Raw genomic sequence first — 15,060 nt, 5'->3', positions numbered from 1 at the left:
TCATCAGAAATCGGTTGTTGCTTTCGCTCTAAACAGTGACTTCCAAATTCGATTCAATCATTTGCCACCATTCTCTTAAAGTGGTTTTTTGCATGATGTCCGAAAAGGTAATGTCAATGCCTTGCTTTCTCCAAGCTTCAAATAACGTCATTACTCTTATGGAGTCTAAGCCTAAAAACATTAGATTCTCATCAACATCAACTTCTTCAATATCCATATCTAGAATCTTTGCGACATCAACACGCATGGAAGCCAGACTCAGCTCTGAATTCAGCTGCCCATCCTGTACTATTTCATTGATAACCTGTGATATTGATTTAATGCAACCCGCTCTGCCTGCAACGTATTTCAACGCGTACTGATGATCTTCCAAAGTAAAGTCTGCAATCGCATCCCCGACAATGAAAGGCTTAATGTCTAGCATAAACGCATCAAGCGCAGTGGACAAAATACCGATATGACCGTAAACCCCGACAATAATCAGTTGGTCACGCCCAGTTTCTCTCATCCAATCTAATAGAGGCGTCTTCTTAAACGCGCTATAGCGCCATTTTTTATATTGAATATCACCTTGTTCGGGGGAAACTTCTGCAATGATTTCTGTTTCTTGCGTGAGGCCTGCCCCCCAGAAATCCGTTAGTAAAGCACGTTCCTTAGGGTCTTGATTCGCAGGTTGCGCCGTATAAACCACGGGGATATTCGCATGACGGGCTGCTTGTGCGATATTTTGTACATTGCGAAGTAAGTGTGGGATAGGTTGCTTGGCTTTATCAAAAAAATTAATAAAGTACTCCTGCATGTCGTGAACCAATAACACCGCTTTGTCTGGCTCAATACTCCAGTTGACTTTGTTGTCAGGGAAAGTATCAACTTCTGGTATTTCGTAGCCAGCAATCTTGGGAATCGCCATTTTTATAATCCTTAGTGAGTTATTTCCTATATAGAAATTGGTGACATTGTTTAAGAGCAAAGAAACAAATGGTAACAATTATCATTTAACCAATAGTAAGCAGCAGCAAAGGAAAAATCAATTGATAATGATAGTAGTTCGCAATAAAGTAGATGACTCCTACCAATAATGATGTCATACGCGTTCGCTATAGAGCGATTAACCACGGGAACTAATGATGAGACACCACTATGCGAGAATTTTCACAGGGCTGCTTTTTCTGACCTTATTGTCGGCATGCAATGATGCTGCAATTTCCGACCAGCAGTCTAAGCCATTAACTGTTTCAGACGGTTGGCCAAAGAAAATAACGTCAAGCTATGGTCACATCACACTCACATCGCCACCCAAGCGCATCGTTTCCACTAGTGTTTCGATCACAGGAACACTTTTGGCTATTGATGCTCCAGTAATTGCTTCGGGGGGGACGCTTCCCAATAGTCCTGTCGCAGATAAAGATGGGTATTTTTATCAATGGCGCTCCGTTGCCAATGAAAGAAACGTCAAACCACTGTATCAAGGGTTGGCTAATGCAGAAGTCGTCGCCAAAGAACGACCAGATTTGATTATTGTGTCCGCAACGGGTGGTGACTCTGCAATAAAAATGTATGACCAGTTCTCAGCTATCGCTCCGACTCTGGTTATTAATTACGACGATAAAAGCTGGCAGGAGCTTGCTCGACTATTGGCATCATTTACTGATCGGGAAACACAAGCGGAATACGCAATTCAACGCTTCAATCATAGGGTTGTCGAAGTCAAAAAGCGCATTAAACTACCACCTCAACCAACTACTGCCATGGTGTATTATGGCGATGGTCGTGGCGCTAATTTTTGGACAGTAAACTCCGCCCAAGGAAAAGTTTTGCAAGCCTTAGGGTTTGAGTTAAGTGAGATCCCTGAACCACTCACAGACAACCATCAAATGGGACAACGAAAAGACATTGTTCCAGTCAATGGTGAGAACTTTGCCGATGCGATAACGGGTCAATCCATACTTTTGTTCGCCGCAGAGACACCTGTGATTCAGCAATTACGAGAAAACAAGTTCATCGCCCATTTGAAAGCGGTTCGAGATCACCATGTTTACGCAATGGGTAATGATTCATTTAGACTCGATTATTACAGCTCCATGAATTTACTTGAGAACATTGAAACACTTTTCAATGCTCGATAGAAAACAAACGCCCATATAGGGCGGTCTATTCTAACTTGTCGCTGTGACTTCTTTTACTGAACCGGTTGGCTCTGGTGACGGAGCCAAAGCAGGATCAAATAGCTTTGCTCGGCGCAGCGGGCGGAACAGAATAACCATTAACATCCCTGCCCCTGTCGCCCCCAATCCAAATGAAAATATCGACATTGCTGGCGCCATAACCTTACCTAAAGCACCTAATCCAATAGCACCCATCGAGTCTCCAGTTACGTCTTGCGCTGTCCATAAACTGCTTACACGGCCTAATAAATGATCCGGGGTGTGCCCTTGGACAATAGAATATTGAATAAGCGAAGCCACAGAACCTAAGTATCCGTATATCACCAATATACCAAGGAATAACCAGTAGTTTCCTGCCAACCCCATTGCCACAATGGCTAAAAATGTTCCCATAGTTGCGTAGATCATAACCATTCCCGGTCGTTGAGATTGCTTTACCCAGCCTGACGTTAATGCACCGACCATTGCGCCTAATGGGATCGCGGAGTACATCAACCCGGCATTCGCTGCATTCCCAGTAAATGTTTCAAGAGCTAACGCGGGAAACATAACCCTAACCGCTGTTGCAAGTGTTTCTAAGGTGCCAAAAACAACCACACACCCCACTACCTTGTTAGAAAAGAGAAACTTTACGCCTTCATACAATGACAACAACGGATTTTCTGGTACCTCATGACTCGGGTTCATGGAAGGAAGTCTGAACAACGGGAATAAGGTGCACAAGGTACCAATTGAAGCAGCGAGGTAGTTCCAACTGACATCGCCAAACGAGATGAGCAACCCACCAATCGCTGGTGACAAAACCATTCCCATGCGAACGGTAAGCATGCTCAGTGCCGCCGCTGAGGGCAAATTCTCTCGGCCAACAATAACTGGCAACGAAGCCATCAAGGCCGTCATTCCCATCGCGCCAAAAAAGCCATCCCACACAGAAAGTACATAAAGTGCAAACAAGGAAGATTCCGCTAATAGACTGTTTAAGGCTAACGCCCCAAATCCTATGCCACATGTTGCTCTGGCGAATAGAATGAGTTTGCGTCGGTCATATTTATCTGCCAAAACGCCCCCGATGAGCAATCCGACAAACATGCCGATACCATCTAATGCCATGATCATTCCGACTTGAAGGGTTGAGCCTGTCATTTGATGTATCTGTATTGGTACAGCGACGGTCATCATGCCAAGAGCAAGAATCGACATCATCCTTGCGATAAATACCATTCTAAAATTCGGGTTTTCTTTAAGTAAGCTGAAATCCAGCATGATTTTGGGCATTTTCATTATTTCTTACGTCAAATATTGTGAGTTGTGAAATCAACACGTTCAAAGAGGATGCTTATTGCTTGAACATTCTAAGCATCAAGTTACAATAATGGCAATGATAATTATTTACAATTGTATTTATGAGTACTCACAAGTTGCCCTTAATCTCTTCTCTCTTACCAAATAAAACGGCGCTCTCCCAAACGTCAGACTCCCGTAAAAAACGCACTTATCGTCACTCTTTAACGTTATTTTCTTTATGTGCTCTACTGCTGTTCACATGCATCTTAAGCTTGATGATCGGTGCCAAAAGTATATCGCCAAGTGTTGTGTTTGGAAGCTTGCGAGGCACAGTAACATCAACAGCGAGCCAAATAATCCTTGAAGCAAGAGTCCCACGAACTCTCGTTGGGTTGCTGGTCGGAGCGGCGTTAGCTGTGGCAGGGGCGTTAATACAATCTTTGACACGTAATCCTCTTGCGGACCCCGGTATCCTTGGTGTGAATGCTGGTAGCAGCTTTTTCGTGCTTATGGGTGTCGCAATTTTCGGTAACCATTTGATGACTGAACACCTGTGGTTCGCTTTTCTCGGTGCTCTTGCCACGAGTTTATTTGTCTATTTCATCGGAACATATAAAGAGGCCCGAGTGAATCCATTAAAAATTACACTTGCAGGTGTGGCTCTAGGCGCACTTCTTGCGGGAGTGTCGTCATCAGTGACACTTTTAAACCCTCAAGCCTTTGACGAAATGCGTTTCTGGGACGCTGGCTCATTAGATATCAGAAACCTCTCTTTGACTTTTACGGCCATCGCTCCCATTACATTTGCATTGATAGTCGCGTTATTAATTGCCCCAGGGTTGGATAACCTAGCCCTTGGTGAAGATGTTGCGCAAGGACTGGGGACGAATGTCAAACAGACACAAGCTTTAGCTCTGCTGGTGATCGCTATTTTATGTGGCAGTGCCACAGCGCTTGCTGGTCCAATTGGCTTTGTTGGCTTGATGATCCCACACGTGGCTCGAAAGCTGGCTTCTTCAAGCCAACGCTGGTTGACGCTTTATGCAATGGTTCTTGGTCCGCTCCTTTTGATTAACGCCGATATCATTGGCCGTGTTATCGCTGTCAATGAAGTCCGAGTCTCTATTGTGACAGCGTTTGTCGGGGCCCCAGTCTTAATTTACCTCGCTCGTAAACTGAACTCCTTTGGTAAACTCTAATGCAACCATCAGGTACTTACCTACTTGGCCGCAAAAGTGGTCGCTTCAATTTTCTATTATCCAAACGGACTGTCGCTTGGTGCATTTTGCTTACGATAGCCACAATAATCATTGCCACCTTTGCTTTGTCTCAAGGAGAGCTAAGAACAAGCTTGACCGATCTTGTTGAGGTCGCATTCGGCACAGCTGAGCAATTCACTTCAATTGTAATTCTTGAATGGCGACTACCGAGGTTATTTGCATCGCTTGTTTTTGGTGCAGCACTCGGAGTCAGTGGTGCACTTTTTCAATCACTCATCCGTAACCCATTAGGAAGCCCTGACATTATTGGCTTTAACACTGGCGCATACACAGGTGCACTGGTCGTCATCATTGTATTTGGGGGAAACTATTTTGAGATTGCATTTGGTTCAATCGCAGGCGGCTTAATTGCAGCAAGTGCTGTATACCTGATGGCATACAAACAAGGAATCCAAGGATTTAGATTAATCATCATTGGTATCGGCATCAGCGCCATGTTAAGCGCTTTTAATAGCTGGCTGATGCTCACAAGCAAGTTGGAGACGGCGATGACAGCCGCTATATGGGGCGCTGGTACATTAAATGGACTGGGGTGGAATAAAATTTTGCCATCGTTTGTATTTATTGCTGTCGCTTTTGTAATATCTGCAACGCTTGTCAGAAAGTTAAACATTTTAGAGATGGGTGATGACAATGCCGCAATGCTTGGCGTAAGTGGTGAACGCACTCGGCGGTTAGCGATGCTATCTGGCGTCATTTTGACGGCTGCAGTCACTGCCGCTTCGGGCCCGATTTCATTCATCGCTTTAGTCGCCCCACAACTTGCTAGAAAGCTAACCAAAGATGGTTCGGTGGGACTGATGGCCTCTGCATTAATGGGAGCGATGTTACTCACTCTGTCCGATTTCACCGCCGTAAATTTATTTGCACCAAACCAATTACCCGTCGGCGTGATCACCATAAGTATTGGAGGTATCTACTTGCTGTATTTACTTATTCGCCAATCAGAGAGATCATAATTTGACTAACTCAACACAGCATAAAATAAGCTCGCGCTATCGATTGCAGGCGGAACAAGTCACACTAGCCTACCAAGATAACGTCATATCTCAATCTTTGTCAGTTGACATCCCAGACAATAAATTCACTGTCATCTTAGGACCAAACGGCTGCGGTAAATCAACATTACTACGCGGATTAAGCAATCTGCTCATGCCCAAATCTGGATCTGTTTTGTTAGATGGCAAAAATCTCTGCTGCTTTCCTCGTCAAGAACTGGCAAAGCAGCTAGGACTATTGCCCCAATCTGCAATTGCGCCATCTGGCTTAACTGTTCACGATCTCATATGTCGAGGGCGCTTCCCTCATCAATCATTTTTGAAACGCTGGACACAAGCTGACGAACAGGCCGTACAACAAGCGATAGAGGCAACTCAGGTTGAGCCATTACTAGGGCAAAACGTTGAAGCATTGTCCGGAGGACAGCGGCAACGTGTTTGGGTTGCCATGGTTCTGGCGCAAAAAACACCTTATTTACTGTTAGATGAACCGACAACTTATTTAGACATTGCACATCAAATTGAACTATTGGATCTATTTAGAAAACTGAATCGGCAAAACAGTTCAACCATCGTTGCGGTGCTGCACGATCTCAATCATGCATGTCGTTATGCTGATCACTTAATCGTGATGAATTCAGGACAGGTCGTTGCAGAAGGAACACCCAATACGGTGATCACAGAAACACTGATCCAACACGTATATGGGTTACGTTGTTTAGTAATGCCTGACCCTCTAACCAAGACGCCAATGATCATTCCTCGAGATTCTAGAGTCGACTAGCGTTTCTGACGATATCATGCGTTTCACATAAAGAATTTACACCAATAAAAACCGGCGATTTCGCCGGTTTTATTTTTGTTACTTCAAACTTGGGAGTCCACTAAGCAACGTATTTAGCTGCTCCCCAACATCACCAACGTTTCCAGGCGCGATAATATCTTCGTGCGAACACTCAAAATAATGCTTGTGCAAGCTGGTAATAAATGGCTTCCAATGCGCATCAATGTCATACCCCTCCGGTAAGGTACGTTCAGCCACGAACAAATTCACCTCACCATCATAAAGTGATGATTTTGCACTAGATAATAGCCGAACAGCATCTTCATAGTTCGATATAATATCTTTAAACATCGCCATACGTTGCTTGTCCAATTCATCATCTGTAATGTCATTTGCTGCTAAGAACAAATCCTTTTCTCTTTCGATCTCGTCTTGCGCCTCTTCATTCATTGGCCCTTCCCAATCTTGGCCTTCAGGTGGGTAGGTATCTAGCAAGCCTAAGAATGCAACTTCTTCACCTTGACGTTGCAGTTTAGATGCCAATGCTTGAGCTACTGTTCCACCAAAGGAATAGCCTAGTAAATGGTATGGCCCTTCAGGCTGTAATTGCTTCAATGCTTTCATATGAATATCACAAGCATCTTCCATGTCTCTCCCCGCAGAGATGGCACCATTTGGACGTGGTGATTGCAGACCAAACACTGGATAGTGACCATCCAGATATTTAGGTAAACCTGTATATTGCCACGCGAAGCCAGAGGCTGAATTGATGCAGAAGAGCGCGGGACCAGATCCCGCTCTTATTGGCAGGACTTCACCAAAGCCAGCAAGAGTTGGATCGTTTAGCGCTTCATCGTCTAATAATAATGCCGTCAGTTTCTCTGGTGTTGGATTCACCATGATTTGACCAATGGTCACAGGAACATTAAGAATTCGACGAATATCTGCTGCCAGCTTCATTGCTATTAATGAGTGACCACCTAAGGCAAAGAAATCATCTTCTGCAGACAGAGTATCCAGCCCTAACACGTCAGCAAATATGCTCACAAGTTGAGTTTCCATCCCTGGTCGTGCCGTTCGCCCAGAACCAGTAACAACGTCACTTGGGAGAGGCAACGCTTTGCGATCAAGTTTGCCGTTGGCACTTAATGGGTATTCTTCCATCAAGATAATGGCAACAGGAACCATGTGAGCTGGCAAATGCTCTGCCAGTTTGCTGCGCAGAGTTTCACTCTCCGTTTCGACACCATCATTGAGGATCGCATAACCCACAAGCTGGCGATCATCCGCACCCGCCATGCCCTCTTCATTACTCAAGGATTTTGCACAGACAAGGGCCTGCTTAACACCTGCAAGCGATTGAAGCGCCGTTTCGATTTCTCCCAGTTCAATCCGTTGACCACGAATTTTTAATTGATCATCACTTCGACCAAGGTATTCGATTTTTCCAGAGGGTAGCCAACGAACAACATCTCCTGTACGGTACATACGCTCCCCACTCGAGAACGGATTCGCAATAAACCTGTCTGCCGTTAATCCACTGCGGTTCAAATAGCCGATAGCCAATTGATCACCAGCTAGATACAACTCACCGGGGACACCCACTGGCGTTTCTCTCAGGAAGCTATCTAGCACATACACCTGCGTATTCCATACGGGTAGACCGATCGGCACACTCGTCCCTAAGCTTTCAGCTAAAATAGAACCAAAAGCCGGACAATACGTCACATCAACCGCCGCCTCAGTTGGACCATATAAGTTGTGTAATGGCGCCTCTATCCAGCGTGCATATTGATTAGACAGTTCTTTCGATAATGCCTCACCAGAACAGAAAACACGCTGTAAGCTTCGAGCGACACGCTCACCTTGTTCATGACTGTTTTCTATCGATGCCATAAACGCAGCAAGCATAGACGGTACAAAGTGCATGGTTGTCACTTTGTAGCCATTGATGATCTGCATTAACCACTCCGGATCTTTATGCGATTCCGGTGGTGCCATGACCAAGCTCGCACCTTCAATCAGCGGCCAGAAGAACTCCCAGACGGAAACATCAAAACTGCATGGCGTTTTTTGCAAGACCACATCTTGCGCATTGAGTGTATATTCATGCTGCATCCATTTCAGGCGGTTTACGATAGCCTGATGCGAAACTAACACGCCTTTCGGATTCCCTGTCGAGCCAGATGTATAGATAATGTAGGCCCCATGATAAGGCGCAAGCCCATCCTTCTCTTCCGTCAGCGTGGAAGCCACTGGTTTAGGAAGTTCATCCAAAATCAGCAACTCTCCGAATGCAGAAAAGCGCGCTTGGTGCTCAGATGTCGTGATGATCAGCTTAGGCTTCACATCATTGACCATGTACGCCAACCTTTCGTCTGGATAACCCACATCAAGCGGTAAGTAAGCGGCCCCACATTCAATAATACTATTGAACGCAAGACTTAACTTCGTACTTCTTGGCAAAGCAACGGCAACAATATCGCCAACACTCACATTGTGCTGCCAGAGTAACTCCGCTATCGCTTTTACCTGCCCTCTCATTTCGCGATAAGTGAAACTTCGTTCTTCATCAACCAAAGCAAGTTTTTCGGGCGTTTTCTCAGCTTGTTGCACCATCAGCGAACGCAAGGTTTGCTCTGGTAACGCAACTTTGGTCTGGTTGACACGCTGCTGTAACTCAACTTCATCAGCAAGACGTAAATCTAACTGGGTCAAGCTTGCCTCTGGTGATTCGATAATCGCATCTAACACTTGTTCAAAGCGCTGTATTACTTGCTCAGCGATACCCGCTGTATCGCGGTATTCAAACAGAATATGGATCTGCTCACCGGGTAACACTAAGACCGTTAATGGGTAATGAGTGTAGCCACGGTTATGAATATTGCACAGCTGTGCCCCTGCATAGTCTTTGTTAAGCCAATCAGAATGGTCTGGATAGTTCTCAACCACCAGCAGCGTATCAAATAGCGTTTCGCCGCCAGCCAATTGCTGAATTTCACCCAAACCAAGCTCATCATGCTCTAGTAATTGAATCTGAATTTCTTGATGCGCTTTTAGCTGCTCAAGCAAACTTAGATCTGGTTCAAGTTTCATCCTTACCGGAATGGTATTACTGAACAAACCAATATGTTCATTAATCCCTTCCACATGACCAAAGCGGCCTGATATCGGCGTACCAAAAACCACATCTTCTCTGCCCATCATGCTGCCAAGAATGCTCGACCAAACACCTTGCATTAATGAGTTCATGGTAAGGCCATAGTGGCGAAGTAGCTGATTGATCACTCGAGTCTTGTCTTCTGGGATAAACAGTTCGAGCTCGTTGAGCCTATCTGTGACGGGGATATCTTCAAATGCAATGGCTGGATTCACGCCCTGTAACACATCCACCCATCGTTGCTGAGCGGCTTTTTTATCTCTTCCTGTAAGCTGCTCAACAACACTGGCATAACTTGCGCTAATCGGCGTTAAGACATCAGCGCCACTCGCATATGCCGTTAGGAAATCTCTCAACAAAATCGGTGTCGACCAACCATCAACCACCAAGTGATGAGCTGAGATGTACAAAGTACTTTGGTTATCACCATGATAAATCACACTCGCATTTAATAGTGATTGTTCAGGGTTACTGAGATCAAACTGGCGCGTTAGTTCACTTTTCTCAAAACGAGTCAGATACGCTTGCTGTTCGCTTTCTTCCATCGAAGTAATGCTATGACTCTCGATTGGCCACTCACCAAGCTCCTTAGGAATAAGCTGAACGGTTTTACCCAGCATATCGCTATCAAACTTAGCCTTTAATTGAGGATGACGGCTTATCACCACATTAAGAGCACGCTTAACATGTTCAATATTGATCTCACCGTTAAAGGTTAAGCGCGTTGTTGAATTGTAATTACTGTTCTCATCACCCAGTTGTGACTGGAATAATAACCCTTCTTGTAAAGGCAAGGCAGGAAGCACATCTGAAAGCTCTCCATATCGCTTTTCAAGGCTTGAAGCTTGTAGCAATGAAATACCGGCAACCGTCAATTCTGCTGCCACTTTTAGCTCTTCAGCCAACCTTGTTCTCGAAGAAAGCCAATCAGCAATGGAATTCAGATTCTCTTCAATTTTGTCACTAATAACATCGATTTCATTTTGGCTAAACTGGAATTCGTTCCATGACCAGTTCAATGCAAATGCGGGCGCGGCTGCATTTTCATCGACAAAGATATTCAGTTCGAGATCGTGCTGTAGTGCTTGTTCACTGTCTAACAGAACAGCAAAGGTATCAGCAAATTTTCCAGCTCGACTTTGCGGCGACCATTTCTCTGACGATTGCTCAAATCGGCCCAAATAGTTAAAGAGTACCGATGACTTATAACGACTTGCTAGTCCTTTTAACTCGTTACGATGCGGATTATCAAGATGGAGCAAAGCCATATACCCCAACCCTTTATCCTTAATACTCCGTTTGGCTTGCTTTACCTCGCGCAGCAAGTCAACCGTTGTCCCTGATTCCGGCAACGCCACAACCAAAGGATACTCTGTGGTAAACCAACCCATGGTTTGGCTTAGGTTGATAGACGAGTCAAACTCTTCTCGCCCATGAGATTCAAGATTGAATTTAATCGCCTCGTTGCCAAACACATTAGCAATGGCTGCACTTACGGATGAAAGTAAGATTTCTTCAATATCAATCGACTCTGACAGTTGACCGAACTCAAGCACACGCTCTGTGGTAGCAGCTGCCAGTTTATTTCGGCAATGCTTAACCCGGCAATCCTCCTGCGCAGGTTTGAACGGCATGACAGGACGACTTTCTCGTGCTCGCCAATCCGCCATTTGCTGAACAGCGACATCCAAATAATTATGTAGTGCATGAGACCACGTATTAATACCCGTGACTTCATTTAGAATGACGATGTCATGATCGGAAACTTCCGCGCGAGTTAGTGATTTAAGCTGAGGCAACAACACACGCCAAGAAACGCCATCAATCAACAAGTGATGGGCTAAGATCATCAGACCACATTGCCCTTTACTATCACTTAGCATCACTAACCGTAGTAGCTGACCATTAGCCAAGCTCATTGTCTTACCATACTGATCAAATATGGCATCAATATCGGCATGTTGTAGCTCGTCTACTGTTAGATGTTCCACCCACGATGCAACATCTAGTTGATCTGTCGATTCAATATAATATTGCGATTCTTTCCTTATCAAGCGACACACCGAATTCATCGATACCAGTTTCGCCAGCCCTCGTTGTAGCGCACTCAACGTGACATCAGCTTCGATTTCGACAAAGACACTCTGAACATAGCTGGTGTCCTCCGAGAAGGTGTCCTCAAACCATTGCCACATTGGCAACGGCTTTATTTTCCCTTCTTGCGCCACATGTTCTTGCCGGTTAAGTGGCTTCATCACTTTCGCCATGTCACCGACTTTACGGGCAGCAAAGATTTCTTTGGGGCGCAGTTCGAAACCAACTTTACGCAAAATGGTGCCAAGCCCCATGGCGGAAATACTATCTCCTCCGAGATTAAAGAAATCATCTGAAATACCAACATTCGCAATACCAAGCAATTCTGCAATGGCACTACATAGAGTAACTTCTTCTTCTGTAACCGGAGCTATCACTTCTTCGCGATTGGTAAGATCAATGTTTGGTAATGACTTTCTGTCGATTTTCCCGTTAACGTTTAACGTAAACGCGTCAAGGATCCTCAAACCTGCCGGAACCATGTATTCTGGTAATGCTTGACTCATTTCATCGAGTAACTGCTGCTCAGAGATACGCCCCTTCGCATGACGGACCAACGTGCAATACGCAATTAAACGGTGTGAATCTCCAAAACGTTCTGCAATCACCACTGATGAATCCACATCTGGAATATTGTTGATTACACTTTCTACGTCACCAAGTTCGATACGGAAACCACGAATTTTGACTTGATCATCCGTTCGACCAATAAAGTCTAACTGCCCATTCTGGCGCCATTTTACCAAGTCACCCGTACGGTACATGACCTGACCGTGTTCAAATGGATTGGCAACAAATCGATCTGCTGTCATTCCCGGTTGATTCAAATAGCCTTTCGCCAGCCCTGCGCCTGCAAGGTATAACTCACCGGCTACGCCGACAGGCACTTCTTGCAAGACATTGTTCAATACATAAGCTTTAGCGTTGAGTATCGGACGGCCAATGACAGGAGAGGTATCTGCACTTAAAGGTGCACTCACCGCATCTACGGTAAATTCGGTAGGACCATAGAAGTTTTCTACCAACAGCTGAGGGTAATTCCCCACCCGCTTCCACAGTTTTTCTGGTACCGCTTCACTGCCGATGAGAACCAGAGTCGGTGTATAAACCTGCTCCATAAGCCCACTATCAAGCATCTGATTAAACAGTGGTGGGGGTAAGTCCATTGCATCGATGTGGTCGTTTGCTACACATTCAACTAGTTCATAGGCATCTTTGCGCTGATCATCAGCGTAAAGATAAAGCGTGTGACCACATAGCATCCAAATAACTTGTTCCCAAGATGCATCAAATGAGAATGAAGTGGTATGTGAGGCCCTAACAGTAATCTTTTCCGGCTCAGTTGAGCGATTTGTCGCTAGGCTTGATATCGCTTTTGCAAATATAGAGTTTTGATGAGAATGAAGTAAATTAAGTAATGCACCATGCGTGTTCATAACACCTTTCGGCTCACCTGTTGAGCCTGAAGTAAATATGATATAGGCGACATCATGCTTGGAAATATCAATCGGTTCTGGAGTTGAAATCTGTTGAGTGGTCAATTCAGCAAGTGTTGTACAGTTTGCTAATCTCCCCCATGACAGGTTTTCTTTATCTTCAACAATAACTGTTTGAGGTTGAGCCTGTTCAAGAATCGTCTCGATACGCTCTTGGGGATAATCAAGATCTATTGGCAAGTAAGCCCCACCACAGCGCATGATAGCCAGCATAGTAACCACGGTTTCTGGACTTCGAGGCAATGCCACGCCTACAACATGCTTTGACTTTATACCCAAAGTACGCAACTGAACTGTGCGCTGCTCAATGGCTTCACGCAGTGACTGAAAGCTCCATTTTTGTTGCTTATAAACGAGCGCAGTTTCATCTGGTTTTTGTGCAGCATTGCGTTCGAAAACATCAAGAACAGATTTATCTTGATGCGGGTCTCGCCATCGATTGCCAACAGACCAATCAGCGATACTTTGCTGTTCACTATGAGGAATAAGTGCAATTTCAGCGAGTGTAATTGATGGGTTTTGCGCGATTTGATCCACCATGTTGGCAAATCGGTCGGCATGAATCATTAATGATTGCGTATTATACTGTTGCGCATTGGCAGTGAGCTCAATCCCGAGCTTGTTGTTACTCAATGTAGGAGAAAATTCAATATCATCGATCGGACCTGCAGATAAGATATGCGTTTTCGATTTATTGCTACCAACATACAGTTCGCCTTCAAATGGCTTGAAGTTGAGCATTGGTCCGTACAAGGGTTGCCCTACTTTGCCTAAATCGCGCGAAATTTGTTCCGCATCATACATTTGGTAACGACGAGCTTGTCTGATGGCTTTATTCATCATCAGAGCGACATCAGTAATACTCATTGTTTTATCAACAGAAAGTGCCAAAGGTAATACATTGACAATTGCACCAGAAGCACTCATCGCCGAACTGCCCATTCGACGCATAAACGGGAAGCCGACGCAGACGTCATTACTACCGCTGAGTAAATGTAAATACACAAACACAAGAGCCATTGCGAGCTCTGAGGGCAATACATTGTTGCCTTGCGCATGTAGCCAATCGCCACCACGAAGGCTAACGTGCTGCTTAACAACACCAAAACGTGTCTTATCGGTTCCGCCAGTGGTTAAAGAAGGCGGAGCGGGCAATAACCTTCCGGCCTCCTTCCAAAAATATCGGGCTTTGTCGTATTGCTCTGATTCAGTAAATAGACCATGTTCCGCCACTACCTTGGCCATTGGCGTAAAACCTTCAGGCTCGGATGTTCCGAGTGTCATGTGGTTGTAGTGACGGGTGATATTTTGGCTAATTGCATTAAAACTGAATCCATCAACATCAATATGATGATAACGCTGGTACCAAAGCCACTTTGGTGCTTTCTTGGCGCCAAATTGAATTAGGCAGTGACGGTAGCGTCTTCCATTGCTTTGAATATCAATGGCCGTTTTCAGATCTTTTTCCATCCATTCCAATGCAGCATTTCTTGGCTGCTCTAAATGGGAAAAATCGAAAACCTCCAGCACATCTTCTAAAGCCGTTCCGGCCTGAAATTGCTGTTTAATTACGCCTTCGACTTCTACATAACGACAATGTAATGAATCTGCAGTGTTAAGCCCTTTTGCCACTGCCTGCCTAAAAATCGACGTGTCAACTTGACCTTCAATTTCCACATAATGTGCGACGTTGAATTCTTCAGGGTTCGGCATCACTTGCTGGGCAAACCAAATTCCTTGTTGTGTGCCCAATAGGGGCCACAAATTATCTTGCACTTGCTGAGTGTGCATTGGTTTTT

The 15,060-nt window shown here is 45.0% G+C and carries 7 protein-coding genes; 4 read left to right on the top strand and 3 right to left on the bottom strand.

Annotated features, from left to right (window positions below; translation table 11 throughout):
• Positions 1–28: 28 nt before the first annotated feature.
• On the bottom strand, positions 29–910 hold the full coding sequence (locus tag N7E60_RS04750; protein WP_269598256.1) for an isochorismatase family protein: 882 nt from the start codon (positions 908–910) through the stop codon (positions 29–31).
• Between the two features lie 214 nt (positions 911–1,124).
• On the opposite strand from N7E60_RS04750, the gene fepB reads away from it, so the two are divergent.
• Positions 1,125–2,126 (top strand): Fe2+-enterobactin ABC transporter substrate-binding protein, encoded by a 1,002-nt coding sequence (gene fepB / locus N7E60_RS04745; RefSeq protein ID WP_269598255.1) that lies wholly within the window; start codon positions 1,125–1,127, stop codon positions 2,124–2,126.
• 30 nt (positions 2,127–2,156) lie between these two features.
• On the opposite strand, the gene entS is transcribed toward fepB, so the two are convergent.
• Positions 2,157–3,440, bottom strand: a complete 1,284-nt coding sequence (entS, locus tag N7E60_RS04740; RefSeq protein WP_332301855.1) for an enterobactin transporter EntS — start codon at positions 3,438–3,440, stop codon at positions 2,157–2,159.
• A 128-nt stretch (positions 3,441–3,568) separates the two neighbouring features.
• On the opposite strand from entS, the gene N7E60_RS04735 reads away from it, so the two are divergent.
• Genes N7E60_RS04735 through N7E60_RS04725 form a run of 3 tightly spaced genes read left to right on the top strand, consistent with a single transcriptional unit; the run spans position 3,569 to position 6,511 of the window.
• Positions 3,569–4,648: an iron chelate uptake ABC transporter family permease subunit gene (locus N7E60_RS04735; protein WP_269598253.1), complete on the top strand. Its 1,080-nt coding sequence runs from the start codon at positions 3,569–3,571 to the stop codon at positions 4,646–4,648.
• Positions 4,648–5,688: an iron-enterobactin ABC transporter permease gene (gene fepG, locus N7E60_RS04730; protein ID WP_269598252.1), complete on the top strand. Its 1,041-nt coding sequence runs from the start codon at positions 4,648–4,650 to the stop codon at positions 5,686–5,688. The genes N7E60_RS04735 and fepG overlap by 1 nt, the downstream gene beginning before the upstream one ends.
• Before the next feature lies 1 nt (position 5,689).
• Positions 5,690–6,511 (top strand): ABC transporter ATP-binding protein, encoded by an 822-nt coding sequence (locus N7E60_RS04725; RefSeq protein ID WP_269598251.1) that lies wholly within the window; start codon positions 5,690–5,692, stop codon positions 6,509–6,511.
• A gap of 78 nt (positions 6,512–6,589) precedes the next feature.
• Here the strand turns inward: N7E60_RS04725 and N7E60_RS04720 are convergent, their stop codons facing one another.
• Positions 6,590–15,052 (bottom strand): amino acid adenylation domain-containing protein, encoded by an 8,463-nt coding sequence (locus N7E60_RS04720; protein WP_269598250.1) that lies wholly within the window; start codon positions 15,050–15,052, stop codon positions 6,590–6,592.
• Positions 15,053–15,060 lie beyond the last annotated feature (8 nt).

Origin of the sequence: Salinivibrio proteolyticus (assembly GCF_027286365.1) — a bacterium.
Classification (GTDB): domain Bacteria; phylum Pseudomonadota; class Gammaproteobacteria; order Enterobacterales; family Vibrionaceae; genus Salinivibrio; species Salinivibrio proteolyticus.
This window is presented reverse-complemented; position numbering and strand designations above follow the sequence as displayed.

Excerpts from the sequence above, each read along its gene's own strand:
- N7E60_RS04750 (WP_269598256.1), bottom strand. The coding sequence starts at position 910 with ATGGCGATTCCCAAGATTGCTGGCTACGAAATACCAGAAGTTGATACT.
- fepB (WP_269598255.1), top strand. The coding sequence starts at position 1,125 with ATGATGAGACACCACTATGCGAGAATTTTCACAGGGCTGCTTTTTCTG.
- entS (WP_332301855.1), bottom strand. The coding sequence starts at position 3,440 with ATGCCCAAAATCATGCTGGATTTCAGCTTACTTAAAGAAAACCCGAAT.
- N7E60_RS04735 (WP_269598253.1), top strand. The coding sequence starts at position 3,569 with ATGAGTACTCACAAGTTGCCCTTAATCTCTTCTCTCTTACCAAATAAA.
- fepG (WP_269598252.1), top strand. The coding sequence starts at position 4,648 with ATGCAACCATCAGGTACTTACCTACTTGGCCGCAAAAGTGGTCGCTTC.
- N7E60_RS04720 (WP_269598250.1), bottom strand. The coding sequence starts at position 15,052 with ATGCACACTCAGCAAGTGCAAGATAATTTGTGGCCCCTATTGGGCACA.